The organism is Pristimantibacillus sp. PTI5 (genome assembly GCF_048572955.1).
Lineage (GTDB): Bacteria > Bacillota > Bacilli > Paenibacillales > Paenibacillaceae > Pristimantibacillus.
Map to the genome: position 1 here is coordinate 1,910,845 of NZ_CP183886.1, position 20,502 is coordinate 1,931,346.

The window sequence follows — 20,502 nt, forward strand, 5'->3', positions numbered from 1 at the left end:
CGCAGCTATGAGCAAAAAAACGGATCGCGCTTATGTCTGGGGCTTCGTCAGCCTTTTATTCGCCATGCCTATATTATTTTTCATTCTGCCTGTTCAAGCATTTTCGGACATGGAGAACCGCTCGCTTCAGAAAGCTCCCAAGCTTACTTGGGATAATATTTGGTCCAAAACATTTTCCGAAGAATCGGAAAGCTATGTCACCGATCATTTCCCTTTCCGGACAAATTGGGTATGGACAAAATCCATGCTCGAGCAGCTTCGGCTGCAGCAGGAAAATAACGGCATCTATAAAGGCTCGGATGGCTATTTATTCGAGAAGCTGAGCAAACCGAATGAGACGGAAATCAAGGAATATGCAGCCGCGTTGACGAAATATGCGCAAAACCATCCGGATGCGAGTATTACCTTCATGCTGGCTCCGACCTCTATCGGCTTATATCCCGAGCGTTTGCCGTGGCTGGCCGACGCTTATCCGCAAAAAGAGGTCAACGGCTTAATCGGCAAGCAGGTGCAAGGCAGCATGTCCTTCATGGACGGCTTTGATTTTCTTAGTGCAGCAGCCGACGGCGACAAGCCCATTTATTACAAAACGGATCACCACTGGACCACCTACGGCGCTTACCTTGCTTATACGGCGTATGCCGGACAGATGGGCTGGACGCCCGTTTCCGAGGATGATTTCAATATTGAGACGGTTACCGACTCGTTTCTAGGCAGTTATCATACACGCAGCCAGTTCAGCGGTTTAAAACCCGATTCCATCCAAGCCTACAAAGACAAAAGCGGCATTCAAACAGACATGTACATTGCCGATACGGACAAAACGGTGCCGAGCATGTATGATCCGGGCTATCTGGCCAAAAAAGATAAATATTCGTATTTTCTCGGCGGCGTGCACGCGCTTATGACGCTTCACAGCGAGCTTCCTCCGGACAAAATAGACCTGGATAAGCTGCTCGTCATCAAAGACTCCTACGCGCATAGCTTCCTCCCTTTCCTGACACAGCATGTGCAGGATATCCATGTTATTGATATCCGTTACTATAATGGCAGCATCAGCGATTATATGGATGAGAACGGTATAAAAGACGTATTGATGCTTTTTAATACGACGACTTTTGTTTCGGAACGTAATTTACTGAAATTGAAGTATTAAAGAGCAAAAAAGGAGCAGCCGTGTTGGCTGCTCCTTTTCAAAACAAAAAAAGTTATTGCTCCAGCTTCAGAAATGCCGCAAGCTCAGAACGGATCTCAGCCGGCGTATCCATATCGAGAAGCCGTTCGGTCAGCTGTACGCAGGCGCTGCGATCGAGCTTCCTAACTGTCTGCTTGATACGATGCACAGCCGTAGGCGACATGCTCCATTCATGCAGGCCGAGTCCGGCAAGCAGCGGAGCAGCGAGCGGATCGCCTGCCATGCTGCCGCACATACCCGTCCATTTGCCATGTTTATTCGAAGCGTCAATGACCGTCTTAATAAGCTGCAGAACCGCCGGATGGAAGTAATCGTACAAATACGAGACCTTCTCATTCATCCGGTCCACCGCAACCGTGTACTGCACCAGATCATTCGTGCCGATGCTAAAGAAATCGACTTCTTTGGCCAAGCGGTCCGCTATCAGAGCGGCGGAAGGAATTTCGATCATAATGCCGATTTCGATCGCTTCGCCAATGCTCGCTCCCTCGTTAATTAACTGCTCGCGAGCCTCTTCGTACAACGCCTTGGCTTGGCGCCACTCGTCCATGCCCGAAATCATCGGAAACATGATCTTTATGTTGCCATACGCTCCGGCCCGAATAATGGCACGCAGCTGCGTAAGAAACAGCTGCTTCTGATCCAGGCAAAGACGGATCGCGCGATAGCCGAGAAAGGGATTCATCTCTTCGGGCAGCTGAAGGTACGGCAGCTCCTTATCCCCTCCGATATCCAACGTACGGATAACGACCGGGCGTCCTTGCATGGCTTCCGCCGCTTGGCGGTAAGCCTCGAATTGAATCTCCTCGGAAGGCATCTGGGAGGTGCTCATGAACAAAAATTCCGTCCGGTACAAGCCGATGGCCTCCGCGCCCTTCTCCAGCAAACCCGCTGCTTCCTGAGGCGTTCCGATATTCGCGGCAATCTCGAAGGCGAAACCGTCCTTCGTTACGGCAGCAAGGTCACGATAGGCCTGTAAGCTTTCCTGCTCCAGCTGTTCGGCGGCAAATGCAGCCGCAAATGCTTCCTTCGTGGACTCCGCCGGATGCAGCACGCATTCGCCGGTCGAACCGTCGATAATCATTTCCTCGCCATGCCGGATTTTCTCAATCGCCTCGCCTAATCCGAGTATGGCAGCAATCCCCAGCGAGTTCGCGAGAATCGCGGTATGAGACGTCTTGCCTCCGATGCGGGTTACGAAGCCAAGCACATATTGTTTATCCAATTGAACCGTATCCGAAGGTGTCAGGTCGTCGGCCACAATGATGACCTCGCTCGTTATATCGGACAGCCGTGCGCCTTGATGCCCTACAAGCTGCGTCATCAGCCGGGTGCCGACATCTCGGATGTCAGCCGCTCTCTCGCGCATGTATTCGCTCGCCATCGCTTCGAACAGCCCGGCTACCTGATTCACGATACGTTTGACCGCGGCTTCGGCCGACCATTGCTCGGTTTGGATGAGCTTCTGCATTGGCGGGTAAAACGCCGGATCGCTCAAGAAGCTAACCTGACCTTTCAGGATCGCGGCCTTTTCCTCGCCAAGCGTCTGCTTAGCGCGTTCAATGAGTGCGTTGAGCTCCACAACGCATTGCGCTTTGGCCTGCTCCAAGCGAGCCAGCTCTTGGTCCGGCTGCTCGGTCTTGCTCTCTTTGATGTCTTCAAGCTTTAACGGCTTATAGACAAAAGCCCTGCCTATCCGAATGCCCTCGGATACGCCTAGTCCCGTCAATCGCTGCTCGGTTATTTCTGTCTTCATTTTGCGTTCCTCCTTGCTGCTGCTTCGTGCAAGCCGATATTATTCTTCGCCGAATCCGCTTGCTACCAGCTCGGAAAGCTCCGCGACCGCTTCCGCTTCATCCGGCCCTTCGGCTTGAATCGTAATAACGGCTCCTTTTTCCAAACCCAGCGTCATGAGATTAAGAATGCTTTTGGCATCGGCTACCGTAGTTGTGCCTTCCGGCATGATCAGAACCGTCGATTGAAATTGTGCTGCCTTTTCAGTAAATAGCTGTGCGGGACGGATATGAAAGCCGGCAGTGTTTTGAATAACTACTTTTTGTGCGTACATGCGGTTATGCCTCCCCTTTTGGTTATATCGTTTCAAGCAAGCTTTTTAGTTGGTCCGAATGCTCGACGGCCATCAGCTTCTCGCGGAATTCGGAATCAATGAGCTTACGCGACAATGCAATTAATATTTTCAAATGATCGTTACCTTCTGCAGCTTCAGGTACGGCAATCATAAATACGACTTTAACCGGTTCTCCGTCAAGGGATTGCCATTCCGTAGGCGTCGACAGCTTAGCGAATGCGATGCCTGCCGTCGCGACGCCGCTGGATTTGCCATGCGGAATCGCTACGCTGAATCCGATGCCTGTCGAGCCCGTACCCTCGCGCGCGAGAACTGCGTTCATGTATGCTTCCTTATCCGATACGGAACCGGATGCGGCAAGGCCGTCAATCATAGCAGCAATAATGCTGTTTTTATCATTCGATGCCAGCGGGATAAATATAGCCTTTTCGTCCAAAAGAGAGTTAATGTTCATGGTGTATTCCTCCTGAATATATAATTGTTATAGAAAATAGGGGGAGGATTCCCCCTATCCATTGATTTGTTTTCCCCTTTTATGCTTGCGTGCGCTGCTCAACCGGCTTTTTAAGTATACTCAGCATGACCGCTGTCACAACCGTACCGATGATGATCGCGAGCGCATACAGCGCCAGATGGCTAACCGCATTCGGAATCGGGAGAACGAAGATGCCGCCATGCGGTGCGCGCAGCGTTGCGCCGAAAGCCATCGACAACGCGCCGGTAACTGCCGAGCCTGCCACAATAGAAGGAATGACGCGGAACGGATCGCCGGCAGCGAACGGAATTGCTCCTTCCGTAATGAACGAAATACCGAGTACGGACGCCGCCTTTCCTGCATCCTTTTCTTCTTTTGTAAATTTATTTTTGGCAAGCAGCGTTGCAAGCCAGAGACCAAGCGGAGGCGTCATGCCTGCTGCCATAACCGCTGCCATCGGACCGAAGACATCGCTTGCAAGCAAACCTACCGCAAACGTATAAGCGGCTTTGTTAACCGGACCGCCCATATCGAATGCCATCATCGCGCCTAGCAATAGGCCGAGCAGCACGGCATTTGTCGTTCCAAGACCCGTTAGCCAAGCCGTAAGACCATCCATAATCGCTTTAACCGGTTCGCCGATTACATAAATCATCATAAGGCCAGTGAAGCCCGACGCAAGAAGCGGAATGAGCAGGATCGGCTTCAAACCTTCCAGGTTGCGCGGAAGCTTAATGTTTTTCTTCAGGAAAAGCGAAGTGTAGCCTGCCAAGAAACCCGCAAGAATACCGCCGAGAAAACCAGCCCCGATGGTCGATGCCAGCATGCCTCCGATGAGGCCCGGTGCGAGACCAGGCTTCTCCGCAATAGAGAAGGAGATAAAGCCTGCAAGAACGGGAACCATTAGGGCAAACGCCGACCCGCTCCCGATGTTCATGAGCGCTGCGGCGAATGAACCTTCCACCTCGAATGCTTTGATTCCGAATATAAACGATAAAGCAATAAGCAGACCGCCGGCTACAACAAGGGGAAGCATATGCGATACGCCTGTCATTAGATGCTTATAAGGTCCGCTGCGTGCTGAGCTGCGCTCGGACTTCGACTGCTCTACCTGGTTCGCATAGCCGCCTGGAGCAGACGCTTGTTTGGCTAATGCTTCTTCCAGCAGTCCTGCCGGGTTTTTGATCGCTTGGGCGACAGCCACTTTTACGACCGGCTTGCCTGCAAACCTAGATTCCAGCACATCCGTATCGGCAGCGACGATAATCGCATGCGCTTCCGCAATTTCCTGCTCGGTAAACTCGTTCTCGACGCCAACGGCGCCTCTGGTTTCCACTTTAAGCGGAATGTTTTTTTCTTTAGCCGCTTTAATCAAAGACTCGGCAGCCATATACGTGTGAGCGACACCGGTCGGGCAAGCCGTGACAGCAAGTATTTTTTTCATAGCTCAATAATCCTCCTTGGAATGGGCATATGTTTTTTTAATAAGATGTAAGCGCAACCCTCTGAACCGACTGCATGACCTCTTGCAGAGTACATACCTGCGTGCCTGGCTTGGAAGCCGTAATCGTGCCCGCCGCGGATGTCCATCTCGCTGTTTCTTCGATTGATTTGCCTTCAAGGAAGCTGTATACCATTGCGGCAACCATGGAATCTCCTGCCCCTACCGTGCTTACCGGAACGATTGGGAACGGGCTTGCTCTCACCGCTTCCGTCCGGTTGACGAGAAGAGAACCCTCTGCTCCCATAGAGACAAGAACATATTCAATGCCACGGTCAATCAATGTTTTTGCCCCTCTGATTACTTCCTCCATGGTACCGAGTTTCTCGCCAAGCAGCGCTTCAAGTTCATGAATATTTGGTTTTATAGCGAACGGGGAGGCTTCGACCCCGCGTGCAAGCGCCTCGCCGTCTGCATCAAGTATTGTTTTTATCCCCAGCTCCCGTGCACTCTCGATTAACGTTCGATAATAATCGGGTGGCGTACCGGGAGGAAGACTGCCGCCCAGAACGATAATGGACGCTTCTGCTGCCTTGGTTTTAAACAATTCCCGGAACTGCTCAAGCAGCGGAGCGTCAACCGCGAAGCCCTGCTCGTTGAGTTCGGTCGTCTGTTTCGTCGATTCATCGACCATTTTCAAATTAACCCGCGTTTCACCTTCAGCCTCGATCATGGCGGAATGGACGCCCAGCTTCTCCAGCTGGTCGCGAATGACCTGCCCTTGATAACCTGCCGTGAACCCCAGCGCATTGACTTCGATACCGAATAGTTTCAATACCTTTGCAACATTAATTCCTTTTCCCCCTGCATCGGTCCGCATCTCTTTGATCCGGTTTAACCCTCCGTACTCAAACTGCTCTACAGTGACGGTCTTATCCAATGCCGGGTTCAGCGTAACGGTGATGACTGAAGCAGCCGGCTTCATTGTACAGCACCTCCGTTACTTGCCAAGACAATAACGATTCCTTTTTCTTCAAATGACTGCAAAACAGTCGGCGAAGCTAACGAATCCGTAATTAATGTCGTGACATCCTTGATCTCCCCAAACCGGGAAAAGGAAACTTTTCCGAATTTGCTGTGGTCCGCTAACAAAATAACCTCATCAGCCGATTTAATCATTCGATTCTTTGTTGCGGCTTCAATAAGATTCGGCGTAGACAATCCGTTCTCGGCATCAAACCCGTTCGTTGCAAGAAACAGCTTATCGACATGTACCGATGCGATAGCCCGCTCCGCGAATGGCCCAACCATGGCCTGCGTCTCCGGACGAAGCATGCCTCCCGTCAGCAGAAGCTCGATGCTCTTCTCATTCGCCAGCTCCTGCGCGACCATGACCGAGTTGGTCACCACGGTCAATCGTTGGAAGTTCTTCAGCAGCTTCGCTAAATGATACGTCGTAGTGCCCGAGTCCAGCATGATGGTATCGCCTTCGCGAATGAGCGACAGTGCCGCCTTTGCAATATCGAGCTTTTGCTGCTGAAAGCGATCCTCTTTCTCCACGAAAGAAGGCTCGCTACTGTTACTTTGCATAGCCGCTACCGCTCCGCCATGCGTACGGCGCAGCAGCTCCTGCTCCTCCAAATCGCTCAAATCCCGCCTAACGGTCGATTCCGATACCTCAAAATGATTCGACAGCTCCTGAACGGAAGCACGGCCATGCTGACGAACGTAATCCGCTATTTGCCGCTTGCGTTCTTCTTCAAATAACATACAGTTTTGCCTCCTTGCTCAAATAATCTATTTGCAATGAGTGATCAGATTGTTTATGTTCATTTGCTCATTTACTCTCATTTGTAATTGTATATGACTATTTAGATATTGTAAAGCGCTTTCTTTGTGATTTTTTATGATCGTTATGCGCGGTAAGTGATCATGATGACCGATGCATGACTGATTCGAGCATGAGGTAACTTACTAAATTTGAGAAACCATAATAAATTGAGTAAAATATAAGTTAATGAAGGGGGAGTATTGAAATGGCCGATTTGGCAGCAAACATGGAAATAGGAATCAGTACATTTTTGGAGACGACGCCGGACCCGGTAACAGGTGCAGTCATCAGCCATGCCGAGCGTCTGCGCAATGCGGTAGAAGAAATTGTTTTGGCCGATCAGGTCGGACTCGATGTATACGGGATTGGCGAGCATCATCGCGCAGATTATGCAGGTACCTCGCCGGCAGTTGTATTAGCGGCAGCGGCGGCCATGACTAAGCGTATACGGCTTACGAGCGCGGTAACGGTTCTGTCCTCTGACGACCCCGTTCGCGTCTACCAAGCCTTCTCTACCTTAGACGGCATTTCGAATGGACGGGCTGAAATTATGGCGGGACGAGGATCGTTTATCGAATCCTTTCCGCTTTTCGGTTACAGCCTGGATGATTATGAAGAATTGTTTGAAGAAAAGCTGGAGCTGCTCCTTGCCATTCGGGACTCGGAGAAGGTAACTTGGCGCGGCGGTCATCGTCCTGCGATCGATAATCTCGCTGTCTATCCACGGTCCGTTCAGAGCCCGCTCCCTGTATGGATTGCAAGCGGCGGGAATCCGGAGTCGGCTGTCCGGGCAGGCACGCTGGGCCTTCCTATCGCTTTTGCCATTATTGGCGGAATGCCAGAGAGCTTTGCACCGCTTGTTGCACTCTATAAACAAGCCGCGGCAAAGGCTGGGCATGACCCGAGCAAGCTGTCAATTGCGACGCATTCGCATGGATTTGTGGGCGACACGACCGAGCAGGCAGCCGATTCGTTTTTCCTACCGACGCAGGCCCAAATGAATGTTATCGGCCGTGAACGCGGCTGGAGGCAAAATTACAACCGCGAAGCATACGATGCCGCTCGCAGTCTTCGCGGGGCACTCTACGTCGGCGATCCGGAATTCGTCGCCGAAAAGATTCTCCTGCTGCGCAAAAATTTAGGAGTTACCCGTTTCTTCCTGCATGTCAATGTAGGAACGATGCCGCATCGCGAGGTTCTGCATGCGATCGAGCTTCTCGGCACAAAGGTGGCGCCTATCGTACGCAAAGAGCTTGCGCGAAGCGAGTCCTAAGAAAGTTGCCCAAAAAAAGAAGTGTACGGGCCGATTGGCGGCCTGCACACTTCTTTTTTACGCACATCTTTTGGACGGGGATCAACCTCCCCTCCTATTATTTTTGTCTTAGATAAGAAAAAACGTTAATCCAGAAAATACATCCCAGCAAAATCTGAATTCCGCATTCTTCAATATTTATCCCTGACCCGCTCAGTAACACTCCTGTAAAAAAGCCAAGCACGATACTGATCAAAACCTCTAGCAATCTAGTTTTCATCATACAATCCCCACTCCTTTTAAAAAAACAACATACTTTAAAGACGGCTAAACATGCGTATAGTTGCGTACATTCCTACGTAATTTCACGCCTTATATTACTTTCAAGTAACTATATCACTCTAAAGTGCGTACTTTTCATTCCTCGCCGCAGCATTCACAATGAGGTTGAGATCACAACGGATGAGGAGAGAAAAACTTATGAAAGCACAAGAAACGCCGCCGCGCAAAACGGCACTTGTCATTGGAGCCAATGGAGTTATTGGAAGGAATCTAATCGAGTATCTCGAGCAGCTTCCCGATTGGGATATTATCGGCGTATCGCGGCGTGGCGGGGACTCAAGCGGTAACGGCCGCACTCGATATGAAGCTGTCGATCTGCTAAATGAAAGTGATACGCTCGAGAAGCTCGGCCGTTTAACGGAAGTCACCCATATCTTTTATGCTGCTTATCAAGACCGTCCTACTTGGGCCGAGCTGGTTCCCCCAAACCTCTCCATGCTCGTCAACGTCGTCAATGCAATCGAACCGGTCGCTTTGGGCCTTCGGCATATCAGTCTCATGCAGGGCCACAAAGTATACGGCGCACACTTGGGTCCCTTCAAGACACCCGCCCGTGAAACGGATGCCTATCATATGCCGCCGGAGTTTAATGTCGACCAACAGCAATTCCTCGAACAGCGGCAGCCGGGAAGCAGCTGGACCTGGTCTGCGCTCCGCCCTTCCGTCGTATGCGGGTTCGCCTTGGGCAATCCCATGAACCTAGCGATGGTCATTGCCATTTATGCTTCCATTTCGAAGGAGCTTGGGCTGCCGCTTCGTTTTCCCGGAAAGCCAGGTGCCTATAACAGCCTGCTTGAGATGACCGATGCCGGCTTGCTGGCAAAAGCTACCGTCTGGGCGGCCACGGATGACCGCTGCGCAAACCAAGCGTTCAACATTACGAATGGCGACCTGTTCCGATGGAATGAGCTTTGGCCTAAGATTGCCGCAAACTTTGGCCTTGAGACAGCGCCTCCGCTGCAGATGTCTTTGGATGTGGTTATGGCCGATAAAGAGGAGCTATGGAAAGCCATGGTGAAGAAGCATGGTTTAGTGGATAACGCCTATAAGGACGTTTCCTCATGGGGGTTTGGAGATTTTGTGTTTTCCTGGGATTACGATTTTTTTGCGGACGGCACGAAGGCTCGCCGTTTCGGCTTTCATGAATTCATGGATACAGAAGCAATGTTTCTGAATATCTTTGAGGATCTGCGGCAGCGCAAGGTCATCCCCTGACCCATGGCTGCTTACAACAAAACCGGTCCCTGGCATCCAGCGACCGGTTTCTATTTTCTAGCGAATTAATTTTCATCCATTCGAGGCGCTCCGGCCAAAATCTTGATCTTATCGCCGTAAGCGCGCTCGGCATGCCGATCTCCCCATCTGCACATGAGATGAAGAATCTCTTTTAGGCTCCAGCCGTACTCCGTCAGTTCATACTCGACCTTGGGCGGCACTTGATTGTATGAAATCCGGGCAATTATGCCATCGTCTACCAATTCCTTCAGCTGCTGGGTAAGCACTTTTTGCGTTACCGAAGGTAACAGGCTCTTCAGCTCGCCGTTGCGTTTCTTGCCGAACGTCAGATGGAAAAGTATGACCTGCTTCCACTTGCCACCGATGACCTCGAGCGTTACCTCCACTGCCGTATTGTACGTTTTCCCCGGTTCCAGCATAGGTTCACATCGCCTCCCTGCCCTCTACGATATCGCCTTAATCCTGTAGGCGCAAGTATCGCCTATCCTGTAATCGTTCAAGATAGCCGTTATTTGGTTTTTTTCATCAATGTTATCGAAAATGCTGCAATCGAGGCAATTAATAGCATGAAACTTAATGACATAAACTTATATCCCCATGCAGCATCCTTATTCTGCTTCACGAGCATTTCCGGCGTTGGATCCTGATAAGGAACCAGAGGATGTATCATAAGACCGACGAATAAGAAAACAATCCCAGCAAGCAATAAGAACAGCGCTATCCTATATCTTTTCATATCGGTCCCCATTGGGGCTCCCTGCCTCACTCTCATCTTTGATCGTAATCAACCCTTTCCCGTTAAATGAATAACCTGAGATACGATTACAATGTCTCGATATTGAACTATACTATAAATATAATGCTGCTTGCATTTAATATAGCTAACTGCGAAAGGCGGAGATAATAATGAAAATAATTGTTGACCAGCTGGCTGAATCAAAAGTAGCTATTATAGAAAGCGATGAGATCGTCATCCATGATGTACAAGGGGCGCTCGACTTGATGGCTTCCGTTAGATACCATGAGGATTGCTACAAAATTGCAATAAACAAGTCGAACATCACCGAGGATTTCTTCGAGCTAAAAACGCGGCTTGCCGGCGACATTTTGCAAAAGTATACGAACTATCGGGTTAAGCTCGCCGTTATTGGAGACTTCGACGTCTATGACAGCGAGAGCCTAAAGGATTTTATTTTCGAGTGCAACAAAGGCAATCAGGTATTTTTTCTGAAGGATTTGCCGTCCGGGCTGCTAGCCCTCCACCATGCCCCGTGACCGCATCAGCGATGTGGTCTATATCTTCTTCAACTTTTGAAATAGGCTCAAAATAAATCCAGCTGCTCCGCTACCGGAGCAGGCGGTTCATTCGGGCTCCCGCCATCCGGACGCGTCAATCCCAGCAACTCCATCAGACGCTTAGCGTTATCTGCCGCATCTCCGCCGGAGTTGTTGTTGAAAATAACATGTATATGCTTGCTCTGCTGCTCCAGCTGCCTCAGCTTATCAACCCAATCCTGCAGCTCGGCCTCGCTGTAACGGTATAAATAACGGACCTCCCGCCAATTCGGCGCGCTGGCTTGATTCCAGCCGGAAACGTTTCGGCCGTGGAATCTGACGACAGTGATTTCGGTATCCGTTGCCTTCAGCACCGTCGGAATCGAGCCGATTCCCGCCTGCGGCTCGTCGCACACGCTATGCATCCATTGCTCCCGTTTCATGAATGCCAGTGTTTTCTCCCTGTACTCTTCGGTAAACCAGCTTTGATGGCGAAATTCGAGCGCGCAAGGAATTCCCTCCATCCGCGCCTTCGTTTCCCTAAGAATGCGTACGTTTGCCTGCGTGCAATCAAACCAAGGCGGATATTGGAACAGCGCTGCAGTCAATCGGCCTGCCGCTATCACCGGCTCCAGCATTTCCCGAAACGCCGCGAACATCTCGTTCGTTTCAGTCGCCGGTATGGTTGGACCCCGCTGATGCCCCGTCATGCCCTGATAAGCCTTCACGAGAAAATGCAATGTTTCGGGCGTATCCTCCAGCCATTTTGCAAACCGCTCCTTGGACTGGATCGCATAAAAAGTGCTGTCTACCTCCACGAGAGGAAAATGCTTCGCGTATTGCCGCAGCTTACTGCCGGCTTTGGCAACGGAGACATACAGCTGATCATGATCTCCCCAGCCAGCTAATCCAATATGTATCGGCATGTCCCTCCCCCCGTTTCCGCTTTTTAACTATTATACCTAACTTTTATGCAGGAAAAAAACAGCTCCCTTGTAGACGGATCTACTAGAGAACTGTTTTTCGATTCGTTCATATGCATAGACTTATAAATACCGATACTCCGAAAAGGCAGCCGCTTGTCCCTTGTACGCACCGTCCTCATCGACCAAATTCCAAACCGTCGCTTTCAGGATATAGAACCTTCGTCCCGTACTTGAAATACGGATGCCCGTGTAATTGTCGACATAACCGTTCGCCGTTACCGCTTCAAAGAAACGGTCCCGCTCCTGCCGTTCCATAGGCTCTGCCGTAAGCCTCGAAGGAGTATGCGTGAACGTCTCCCCATCCATTTCCCAAAGCTCAAGTCCGCGCCGATTGCCGTAATTCAGTACTGGATCGGTCTGCGTTCCATGTGACAAAATGACGATCGGCGCTTGAAATAGTTGATCTCTCAGACTCTCGCCCGGCACAAGCGCCAGAAGCTCCTTGCCTGTCCATTTCTTGAAGCTGTCCACCAGCAGCTTGGCATGCTCCTCCGTTGCTCCAACGCCGGTCAGCGGTATTTGCATCCTGATGTTCCTCCCCGTTTTGTTCGCTTCCATTTATATATCACGGGGAGCCGCGCATGTCTACTTCTTGTTGTCCCAGCTTATGCTTACAGCTCCGTTAGGCTTGGTTTAGCTTCCGCAAGCGAAGCAGCGCCGTCAGGATAATCAAAAAGGCAGCAAGCGCAAGCATCGGAATCGTTATAAAACCAAACCAATTTAAGTAATCGCCCTGACAGGAGACCGGGCCGCAGGCCGCAAGCGGCGAATCATGCGGCAGCTTTTGCAATACCGTATGATAGAGCGAGAAGCCTCCCCCTATTACAACAAGCGGAAGAGCATAGGAAACGATGCCCGTATCCCCCTTCGCATACGCTATGCCAAGCAGAATCGCCAGCGGATACATGAAAATGCGTTGAAACCAACAAAGGCTGCATGGCGCAAAATGCATCACCTCGCTCAGATACAAGCTGCCTGCTGTCGCCAGGACAGCCGCTGCCCAAGCAAGAAACAGCCAATTCGATTTCTTCTTATTCAATTGTTCATCCAGAATGTTCTCCTCGCCTTCCTCCAGCGTTCATGCATAAGTTTATTTTGGCTCAAAGGAAGGAGGAAGGCATGACTCGAAAGGGCTATTGCATTTACTTTATCATCCGTCCTAATACGGGTACGACTTTCGGCGTTGGAGTAAGCTCTCTTTCTGTTTAAGCTCATATATGCGCTTACAGCGACAACTAACCATGATTTACTGCCTGTAAGCACACCCCTGTGCTTACAGTATCCCGTCGGCGCCGTGCCGTGCCAGGGCCGGCAGTATAAAAAAGAAGGACTGCCCAGCGGCGAATAAATCCGCCGTGGAGCAGCCCTTCTATTTTCGAAACCAGCTTATTTACCGTTGATCAAGGCCAGGTTTTCCTGCCATCTTGCCGTACGGAATTCGTTCACCTTGTCGAAGCCAAGATCCGTCGTTGTTTTCTTCGCTTCTTCAATGAGCTTAAGCACCTCATCGTCGCTTTTCGCAAACAGGATCTTGCCGAAGTATTCGTTTGCGATCTCGCCTACCTGTTGATTGATAATGCCTTCATCCGTCTCTGGAGCCGGATCGATATTGTTGTACTGTGTCATGTTTTGCGATGTTTTCCAAGCAATGTTCAGCTGTGCCAAAGAACCCCAGTTGCGCTGTTCTTCCGGCAAGGTTTGCTCGATCTTCTGCTTGCTCGTATCGACAAATGTAGCGTTGCCTGCCCATACGTAAGCCTCCAGCTTATCCTTGTCTTTCTCCTCCTGCGGAGTGCTGAACCATTTATCGTTCGGAATCGGCGCGCCGTCCGCATCGAAATCATCCCAATACAAGCCTTGCGGTCCAAAGAACATCACCCGCGTGCCTTCTTCGCCCGTCATCCAATCCAAATAAGCGAAGATCGCTTCCGGATTTTTCGCGCTGGTCGTAATCACGTTGACGTTCCAGCCAAGCGCGTTATAACCATTTGGATATACTTTATTTTTATCCAAGCCCGACTTTGCTACCGGCCAAATAAACTCGTAGCCCGCATTTGGATCCTGCGCTTTCAAAGCATTATGGCCCTCACGGCCCATGTTCGTCGCGTTGCCGCCAACAAACACAGCGACTCTGCCCGTTGCCAGCTTCTCTTTTACTTGATCATCCTTTTGCGTCATCGCATCCTGCGTCATAAGGCCTTCTCTAAACAGCTTGCTTGCATACAGCATCGTTTCTTTCCAAGCTTCATTATTGTATATCGTATCGAATTTGCCGCCGTTCGGGTAAGCCTTCATCGCATGGAATGCGCCAGCCGCGCCCTCTTGGAAGCTCGGGAACATTACCTCTACGCCCGAAGCGTTGCCGCCCACCTCTAAAGGCACGACATCAGGGTATTTCGCTTTGACCTGCTGCAGGTAAGCATACAGATCATCCGTTGTTTCAAGCTTCGGCGAACCGAGCTCGGCATAAATTTTCTTATTTACGAACCAACCGCCGTTACCCGTCGGAGCGGCCGTATACCAGTTCGGGAACTGATAGATTTTGCCGTCGCTTGAGCGCAGCATGTTCAAGGTTTCTTCGCCCGCCCATTTCTTCAAGTTCGGATATTTATCAATATATTCATCAAGGGGAACCAGCGCTCCCGCTGCTCTCAAACGTTCGACTTCTGGCCCGCGGTCCATCATGATCGCGTCGGGAAGCTCCTTGGAAGCGATCATCGTGCTCAGCTTTTGCGCAGCCGCGCCGCCGGATTGGATAGGCTCTACGGTGACCTTCAGGTTATCCTGCACCCATTTGCTGTTCGGATTAGCTCCCCAAGGCTCCGTGGTCCACCAGTCATAATGAACATAATAAGAAAATGATACCGGTGTTTCACCCAAAACAAACCCATCGCTCTTCTCTGTTTTATTAGAGCCGGTATTGCCTGCGTTCCCTGCATTGCCTTCATTAACAGAGTTTCCGCCGTTATTGCCCGAGCATCCGGCAAGCAGCACAGTGCCGGCAAGACCAACGGTCATAAGCGCGGTTAGCAGCTTTTTTCCTTTCATAGTCGTACGCCTCCCAATTTTTAATATCTATACTCAACCCTCTCGCCTAAGCGGTGAGGCAGAATACCGCGATTACTCCTTTAAGGAACCGATCATGACGCCTTTCACGAAAAAGCGCTGAACGAACGGATAAACCAAAACGATCGGAATCGTCGCCACCATCATCGTCGCCATCGTTAACGACTTGCTCGTTACGCTCTGCATCCGGCTGAGTGCATCCGAAGCGGCACCGCTGCCCTGAGAAGCGATAGACAGCTGCTCGCTCATCGTGTTGGAATTCATAATTTGCTGCAGGAACGTCTGAATCGGATAAAGCTTGGCGTCGTTAATAAAGATCGTGGCAGTGAACCAATCATTCCAGTGGTAGACCGCCGTGAACAAGGACAGCGTAGCGAGTACCGGGCCGGATAAAGGAAGCACGATTTTGAAAAAGATGCCAAACGTGCTTGCCCCGTCGATTTTTGCGGATTCCTCCAGCCCGTCGGGCAGCCCCATAAAGAAGGTGCGGAAGATAATCATGTTCCATACGCTGACCGCTGTCGGAATCACCATGACCCAGAACGTATCCATTAGGCCAAGCTCCCGGTTCAGCAGATAAAAAGGAATGAGCCCGCCGCTGAAATACATCGTAATAATCGCGAAGATCATATAAAATTTCTTCCCGATAACGCCCTTAACGGACAAGCCGTAGGCGAAAATAGCGGTGAAGAAAATCGATATCACGGTACCTGCAATCGTCCGAAAAACAGAGATAAGAAACGCGTCGACGATCCGCTCGTTTTGGAACACAATACTGTAATTGTCCAGCGTAAAGGCTCTCGGCCATAACGTGATCCCGCCTTTGGCCGTATCCAAACCTTCGTTAAAGGAAATGACCGCCGAGTTCCAGAACGGATATAACGTTGCCAGCCCCAGCAGCACCAGAAGGATATAAATAACCGTGTGCAATGCTTTATCGCCGCTGCTCAGCTTCACTAGGCTTCACCCCTTTTCTGCATATTGGCTATCTTGATAGGCTCTACCATAGGCTCGTACCTGCTCTTCTAGCCAAATAATTGGCCATCGTCAGCAGGCCCACGCTAATGATCGCTTTAAACAAGCCAACCGCAGCCGCATAAGAAAAGCGATTATTAATAATCCCGATCCGGTAGGCGTAAGTATCGATAACCTCTGCCACATCGCGGAGCATCGCGCTCCTGCCGAGCAGCAGCAAATCATCAAAGCCGGCATTTAAGAGGCTGCCAATGTTCAGAATGAGGAAAATGACGATAACCGGCGTAATCGAAGGAAGCGTTATCAAAAAAATTTGTTTAAACTTGCTTGCCCCGTCGATGGACGCCGCTTCGTATAAGCTCGGGTTCACGCCCGCAATGGCCGCCAAATAGACGATGGTCGCAAATCCGATTTCCTTCCACAAATTCGTGGTCACGATAATTCCCCAGAAATACTCCGGAAGCGATAAGAAATTTATCGGTTTGTCGATGAGCCCGAGCGCCTGCAGCGAGATGTTCAGGCTGCCGTTATCAACGGACAAGATGGAGATCGTAAAGCCCGATACGATAACCCAAGATAAGAAATGGGGCAAATAGCTGATCGTTTGGATGATTTTTTTGAAAGCCATATTTCTTACTTCATTCAGCATGAGCGCAAGCAGAATCGGTGCCGGAAAGTTAATGACCAGCTTTAGCAGACTGATGACGATCGTGTTCCGGATAACGCGGTAAAAGTCGGGCGAGTTAAAAAACATTTCAAAATGCTTGAACCCCGCCCATGGGCTGCCAAAAAAACCTTTAAATAAGCTGTAGTCCTGGAATGCCATCAGCACGCCGTACATCGGAAAGTAGTTAAAGACCAAAATAAAGACTAAAGCCGGAAAAATCATGAGCTGTACTTGCCACTGCGACAAAAACCGCCGCCATAGCGGTTTTTCTCTGCGCGCGATCATTATCGCTGTTTTCGCTGTAACCGGTGTTTGCACGCTACCTCCGCCTCCCTTTACTGGCCTGGCCTAACCTTTCACTGCTCCCGCGGTAATCCCGCGTGACATCTGCTCGGTGAAGAGCAAATAAATGATGACTGTCGGCAGCGCGATCATCGTCATTACCGCAAACTGCGCGCCATAATTGGATGAATATTGCCCCGTAAACTTCATGATGGAGAACGGCAGCGTTTTGAAGGTTTCCGAGGTCAGAAACGTATTCGCCATAATGAATTCATTCCACCAGCTTATGAAGTTCATTATGCATACCGTCGCAATCGCGGGTTTCGTAATCGGCATGATGATGCGAAAAATCACGCCAAAGACAGAACAGCCGTCCATGACCGCGGATTCTTCAATGCTCCTCGGGATCGTCTCGAGAAAGCCCGATATAATAAGCAGGCTGATCGGCAAGGAAAAAGCAATGTACGGCAGTATCAGCGACAACGGATTATCGATCAGATTCAGCTTATCGAACAGAATAAAATTCGGCAGCAGGGTCGCGTGGATCGGCACGATCATCCCCAGCATAATAAAGGCCATCGCAGGACCGCGCAGCTTCCATTCCATCCTCGTAAAAGCGTAGCTAAGCATCAGCGCCAGAAAGGCAGCCGCCAAGATCGTTACGGTCGTTATAAACACGCTGTTCAAAAGAAAGCGCGGAACGCTTCCATATGTGAAAGCATTCACATAGTTATTCCATTCAAATGATTTAGGCCATTTCAAAATCCCGCTCCCGAAGAAATCTCCGCTCTTCAGAAAGGAATAATTAACGAGCCAAACAAGCGGGAAAATTTGTAGCAGCGCCACTCCCCACAGGATGATGTGAAGAATGACTTTTAAAGCGGGCGAGGCGGCATCCTTCTTCTTGCCGTTATTTGCCTCCCGGTTGGTCTTAGCTGCAAGGGCCTCCACTGGCATGCCTCCTAAAGAAATTCATGTCATGAAATGACTCATTCGCGATGTCTTTCCAGCTTAAAACTCGCCGACATCTTTTTTGAACGCCTTGTTCATCGCCATCGTTATAACAAGGCAGATGATAACGAACACAACGGAAATCGCGTTCCCATAGCCGTAAAGCGACGAAGAAAACGCCGTTTTGTACAGGTAGTTCCCTATAAACTGCGTCGTATTGGCGGGTCCGCCGTTCGTCATGAGAAATACGGTCTCCATCTGCTTCAGACAAGCGGTAACCGCTATGACAACCGCTACCCGAACCATCGGCGAGAGGAGCGGAATGATGACTCGCGTATAAAGCTTCACTCTGCCTGCCCCATCGAGCTCGGCCGCTTCATACAAATCCTTCGGTATGCCCTGCAGCCCCGCATAATAGAGGAGCAGCGCGTAACCAAAGCCCTGCCACATGACGACGACAATGATGCACCAGATCGCAATATGCGAATCGCCTAGCCAATCCTGCTTCCAAGCGCTTAAGCCGGCGCCCTCGAGCAATTTATTTAACATCCCGAAATTCGGATGAAATACGCTTACCCACATTTTCGATGTTACGACGATTGAAATTACAGCCGGTATAAAAAAGATGGCCCTGAACCATTTCTCAAGCTTTCCTGCATGTGTCACGAATATCGCGAAAAGCAGCGCAATCGGATGTTGAATCAGAAGCGTGGCTGCCAGCAGCAGCAGGGCATTTAACAGAGACCGCCAAAAAACGCTGTCATGGAACAAAATGTTCATGTAATTCTCGAGCCCAACGAACTCGTATGCACCGATTCCCGTCCAATTCGTCGTACCGTAATAAGCACTCATCACAATCGGAAAACAAACCATGAAGAGAAACAGCATAAACCCCGGTGCGACTAGCCAAAAAATGGTGATGCGATTGCTCATCAGTTTGTGCATGGTTCTCCCCGCTCTCTATCCCTAGTAGTGGAGGCAGTTGAATTGGTTTCATCTGTCTCCGCCGCTATCAGGTTCATCTATTACTTCAGTACAGCGACTGCCGCATCCATCTCCGTCAAAAATTGCTCCGGCGTAATTTGCTTGCCGAACAGCTTCTGATGAGCTTCCATCACCTTTGTTTTGAATTCATCCGTGCCATTATCATGGACCGGTGTCCCGCTGGAAGAAGTCATGGCGCTGAAAATATCAACCAATTGTTTTTGCAGAGCCGTCTCGTTGCCCGTCAAAAATTGATCAAACTTTTGCGCCGGCGTACCGGAGCCTGTTTCCCAGACCTGCTTCGCCCAGTTCTCAGGCGCGAAGAAATATTTCAGGAAGGCTACCGCTTCTTCCGGATGCTTCGAATTTTTGGATACGGAATATCCGCCGCCGTACCATGCCGCTACGTCTGTGGCTTTGCCTTTATCGGACGCCGGATACGAGATTGCGCCTACGTTATTGCGGAACTCCTCCGGGAAATTCTCGTCTGTTGCCAGGCCGGCTTCCCAGTTGCCCATCACATACATTGCCGCTTGGCCTTGGCCGAACAGGTTGCGGGATGTGCCGTAGTCCGCTGTCATGAAGCCGTCTGCCAGTCCTTTGTTATCTGCCAAAGCCGTAATATCCTGCGCCGCCGCGAGGAAGTCCGCATCGCCGGAGAATTTGCCTTCGCCCTTCAATACCGCATCCATTTTGTTGAAATCGCCTGTATGGCGCTGTGCCGCATATTCGAACCAGATCGGCAGCGACCAGCCTTCCATGGCGTTCGTAGCCATCGGGTTAATGCCTTTTGCCCTTAGCTGCTTCGATACCTCAAGCAGCTCTGCCGTTGTTGTCGGCACCGTCAGGCCATTATCGTCAAACAGTTTCTTGTTATAGTAGATAACCAAGAAATCGGTACCGCGCGGCAAGCCGTACAGCTTGCCGTCCTGCGAGAATCCATCCTTCGCGCCCGGCACGAAGTTGCTGCTCTCGAACTCGGACTCGTTCAGCTCAAGCAGCATGTTGTTATCGATAAGCGGCTTGATGAAGGAGGTCTGTCCCCATGCTTGAATAATGTCAGGCAACGCATCGGTCGATGCGTAAACCTTGATTTTTGCTTTATAAGGCTCATCTTGCAGCGCTTCGACTTCAATCTTCACATTCGGGTTTTCTGCCATATAGCTATCGATGATGGCTTGCTCGATTTTACCCGCTCCGTTAGAGCGATCGGCCAGGGCCGTAAAAAACTTAAGCGTAACCGGTTCGGCATCCTTGCCTTCATTCGCGGCTGCCGTTTCCTTCACTTCATTGTCCGGGCTTGGCGCCGTGCCCTTATTCCCATTCGCGCCGTTATTGCCGGAGCTGCATGCTGCCACAGTGAAAACCATGAGCACCGCTACGAGCGTAATCCATATCTTTTTCATCGCTACCCCACCTTTATTTAGTTGACCAGGCGTTCCCTGTTCTGCACCC

The 20,502-nt window shown here is 50.5% G+C and carries 20 protein-coding genes; 4 read left to right on the forward strand and 16 right to left on the reverse strand.

Features of this window, described 5'->3' with window-relative positions; all coding sequences use genetic code 11:
- The first annotated feature begins 7 nt into the window (after positions 1 to 7).
- The gene (locus ACN6MW_RS08490) at positions 8 to 1,156 is read left to right on the forward strand and encodes a DHHW family protein (protein ID WP_419875080.1); all 1,149 of its coding nucleotides are present in this window, start codon (positions 8 to 10) and stop codon (positions 1,154 to 1,156) included.
- Between the two features lie 52 nt (positions 1,157 to 1,208).
- On the opposite strand, the gene ptsP is transcribed toward ACN6MW_RS08490, so the two are convergent.
- The 6 genes from ptsP to ACN6MW_RS08520 form a co-directional block, all read right to left on the reverse strand.
- Positions 1,209 to 2,951, reverse strand: coding sequence for a phosphoenolpyruvate--protein phosphotransferase (gene ptsP, locus ACN6MW_RS08495; RefSeq protein WP_419875081.1), 1,743 nt, complete (start codon positions 2,949 to 2,951; stop codon positions 1,209 to 1,211).
- A gap of 39 nt (positions 2,952 to 2,990) precedes the next feature.
- On the reverse strand, positions 2,991 to 3,263 hold the full coding sequence (locus ACN6MW_RS08500; RefSeq protein ID WP_419875082.1) for an HPr family phosphocarrier protein: 273 nt from the start codon (positions 3,261 to 3,263) through the stop codon (positions 2,991 to 2,993).
- Positions 3,264 to 3,285: 22 nt separating this feature from the next.
- Positions 3,286 to 3,738 carry a PTS sugar transporter subunit IIA gene (locus tag ACN6MW_RS08505; RefSeq protein ID WP_364145631.1) on the reverse strand — a complete coding sequence of 151 codons (453 nt, stop codon included), beginning with the start codon at positions 3,736 to 3,738 and terminating at the stop codon, positions 3,286 to 3,288.
- Positions 3,739 to 3,817: 79 nt separating this feature from the next.
- Positions 3,818 to 5,203 (reverse strand): PTS fructose transporter subunit IIC, encoded by a 1,386-nt coding sequence (locus tag ACN6MW_RS08510; protein WP_419875083.1) that lies wholly within the window; start codon positions 5,201 to 5,203, stop codon positions 3,818 to 3,820.
- Positions 5,204 to 5,240: 37 nt separating this feature from the next.
- Positions 5,241 to 6,185, reverse strand: coding sequence for a 1-phosphofructokinase (pfkB, locus tag ACN6MW_RS08515; RefSeq protein WP_419875084.1), 945 nt, complete (start codon positions 6,183 to 6,185; stop codon positions 5,241 to 5,243).
- Complete coding sequence (locus ACN6MW_RS08520; protein WP_419875085.1) at positions 6,182 to 6,970, reverse strand: DeoR/GlpR family DNA-binding transcription regulator; 789 nt, start codon at positions 6,968 to 6,970, stop codon at positions 6,182 to 6,184. The genes pfkB and ACN6MW_RS08520 overlap by 4 nt, the downstream gene beginning before the upstream one ends.
- Positions 6,971 to 7,257: 287 nt before the next feature.
- Between ACN6MW_RS08520 and ACN6MW_RS08525 the strand changes: the two genes are divergently transcribed.
- Together ACN6MW_RS08525 and ACN6MW_RS08530 are read left to right on the forward strand one after the other, a co-directional pair.
- Positions 7,258 to 8,304 carry an LLM class flavin-dependent oxidoreductase gene (locus ACN6MW_RS08525; protein ID WP_419876304.1) on the forward strand — a complete coding sequence of 349 codons (1,047 nt, stop codon included), beginning with the start codon at positions 7,258 to 7,260 and terminating at the stop codon, positions 8,302 to 8,304.
- Between the two features lie 459 nt (positions 8,305 to 8,763).
- Positions 8,764 to 9,840, forward strand: a complete 1,077-nt coding sequence (locus tag ACN6MW_RS08530) for an SDR family oxidoreductase (RefSeq protein WP_419875086.1) — start codon at positions 8,764 to 8,766, stop codon at positions 9,838 to 9,840.
- A 65-nt stretch (positions 9,841 to 9,905) separates the two neighbouring features.
- Here ACN6MW_RS08530 and ACN6MW_RS08535 read toward each other — a convergent pair whose 3' ends face one another.
- A complete protein-coding gene (locus ACN6MW_RS08535; RefSeq protein WP_364145622.1) occupies positions 9,906 to 10,280 on the reverse strand; it encodes a winged helix-turn-helix transcriptional regulator in 375 nt (124 codons plus the stop codon).
- A gap of 487 nt (positions 10,281 to 10,767) precedes the next feature.
- Here ACN6MW_RS08535 and ACN6MW_RS08540 point away from each other — a divergent pair, with 487 nt between their 5' ends.
- Entirely contained in the window at positions 10,768 to 11,136 is a 369-nt protein-coding gene (locus ACN6MW_RS08540) for a DUF4180 domain-containing protein (protein WP_419875087.1), read from the forward strand.
- Between the two features lie 47 nt (positions 11,137 to 11,183).
- On the opposite strand, the gene ACN6MW_RS08545 is transcribed toward ACN6MW_RS08540, so the two are convergent.
- The 9 genes from ACN6MW_RS08545 to ACN6MW_RS08585 all read right to left on the reverse strand — a co-directional run bounded on the left by ACN6MW_RS08545 (position 11,184) and on the right by ACN6MW_RS08585 (position 20,453).
- Positions 11,184 to 12,062, reverse strand: a complete 879-nt coding sequence (locus ACN6MW_RS08545; RefSeq protein WP_419875088.1) for a DUF72 domain-containing protein — start codon at positions 12,060 to 12,062, stop codon at positions 11,184 to 11,186.
- A 120-nt stretch (positions 12,063 to 12,182) separates the two neighbouring features.
- The gene (locus ACN6MW_RS08550) at positions 12,183 to 12,647 is read right to left on the reverse strand and encodes an MEKHLA domain-containing protein (RefSeq protein WP_419875089.1); all 465 of its coding nucleotides are present in this window, start codon (positions 12,645 to 12,647) and stop codon (positions 12,183 to 12,185) included.
- 97 nt (positions 12,648 to 12,744) lie between these two features.
- The gene (locus ACN6MW_RS08555) at positions 12,745 to 13,161 is read right to left on the reverse strand and encodes a disulfide oxidoreductase (protein ID WP_419875090.1); all 417 of its coding nucleotides are present in this window, start codon (positions 13,159 to 13,161) and stop codon (positions 12,745 to 12,747) included.
- Positions 13,162 to 13,508: 347 nt separating this feature from the next.
- Positions 13,509 to 15,170: an extracellular solute-binding protein gene (locus ACN6MW_RS08560; protein WP_419875091.1), complete on the reverse strand. Its 1,662-nt coding sequence runs from the start codon at positions 15,168 to 15,170 to the stop codon at positions 13,509 to 13,511.
- A gap of 72 nt (positions 15,171 to 15,242) precedes the next feature.
- The gene (locus ACN6MW_RS08565; RefSeq protein ID WP_419875092.1) at positions 15,243 to 16,145 is read right to left on the reverse strand and encodes a carbohydrate ABC transporter permease; all 903 of its coding nucleotides are present in this window, start codon (positions 16,143 to 16,145) and stop codon (positions 15,243 to 15,245) included.
- A gap of 43 nt (positions 16,146 to 16,188) precedes the next feature.
- Positions 16,189 to 17,115, reverse strand: a complete 927-nt coding sequence (locus ACN6MW_RS08570) for an ABC transporter permease (protein WP_419876305.1) — start codon at positions 17,113 to 17,115, stop codon at positions 16,189 to 16,191.
- A 63-nt stretch (positions 17,116 to 17,178) separates the two neighbouring features.
- A complete protein-coding gene (locus tag ACN6MW_RS08575; RefSeq protein WP_419875093.1) occupies positions 17,179 to 18,063 on the reverse strand; it encodes a carbohydrate ABC transporter permease in 885 nt (294 codons plus the stop codon).
- Between the two features lie 60 nt (positions 18,064 to 18,123).
- On the reverse strand, positions 18,124 to 19,008 hold the full coding sequence (locus ACN6MW_RS08580) for a carbohydrate ABC transporter permease (RefSeq protein ID WP_419875094.1): 885 nt from the start codon (positions 19,006 to 19,008) through the stop codon (positions 18,124 to 18,126).
- An 80-nt stretch (positions 19,009 to 19,088) separates the two neighbouring features.
- Positions 19,089 to 20,453, reverse strand: coding sequence for an ABC transporter substrate-binding protein (locus tag ACN6MW_RS08585; protein WP_419875095.1), 1,365 nt, complete (start codon positions 20,451 to 20,453; stop codon positions 19,089 to 19,091).
- Positions 20,454 to 20,502: the final 49 nt, after the last annotated feature.